Raw genomic sequence first — 613 nt, forward strand, 5'->3', positions numbered from 1 at the left:
TGCATCTGTGTTCCAGATGACACCATCTATTCCAGGCGTTTTACTGCCTTTGTTTTGAGATACACGCTTAACCGCAAGAAGCTTAGCTGAGCGAGAATGAGTTAAGAGCCACTGTAAGGAGTTCACCTTACCGTATTTCTTTTCTCTAGTTGCTTTTGCGATACGCATTTGAAGCTTTAATACGTGTGCTTCAACGGATTTCCAGTCTATTGACTGCCATTGAGCACCGTCAGAAGATGCACTAATCTCTTTCGAGATCATCATTTGCTTTTCTCCTTAAATAAAGTTCTTCAAACTATCTCGCAAAGGGAGACCAGTCGGAAGTGGGCTCACTTTCGTGATCAAACATGAGTCTGTATCTACATCATTACAATGTAGCTTTCGCTTTTTCCGACCTCCTATACCTGCATCACTATCGGCCACTAAGGCTTTCCCAAAGGGAATGATACAGGCTTACCCTGTTCCGTATGTCACGTAAAATGTCAGCTTAGATGCCCACTATAGTGCGGAGAGTACTGCGATCACGAAAGAATACTGTCCAACTTCTTTCCGACTCTCATTGCCATTTTGGCCACAGCGTATTAACCACTTCCGCTGCTTCATCACATAACGC

At 43.9% G+C, this 613-nt stretch carries 1 protein-coding gene; it reads right to left on the reverse strand.

What is annotated here, in order from left to right; all coding sequences use genetic code 11:
• On the reverse strand, positions 1–264 hold a 264-nt coding region (locus C9J38_RS21620; protein WP_199187185.1), incomplete at its 3' end, for a reverse transcriptase N-terminal domain-containing protein.
• Positions 265–613: the final 349 nt, after the last annotated feature.

The organism is Photobacterium sp. GB-210, assembly GCF_003026075.1.
GTDB lineage: Bacteria > Pseudomonadota > Gammaproteobacteria > Enterobacterales > Vibrionaceae > Photobacterium.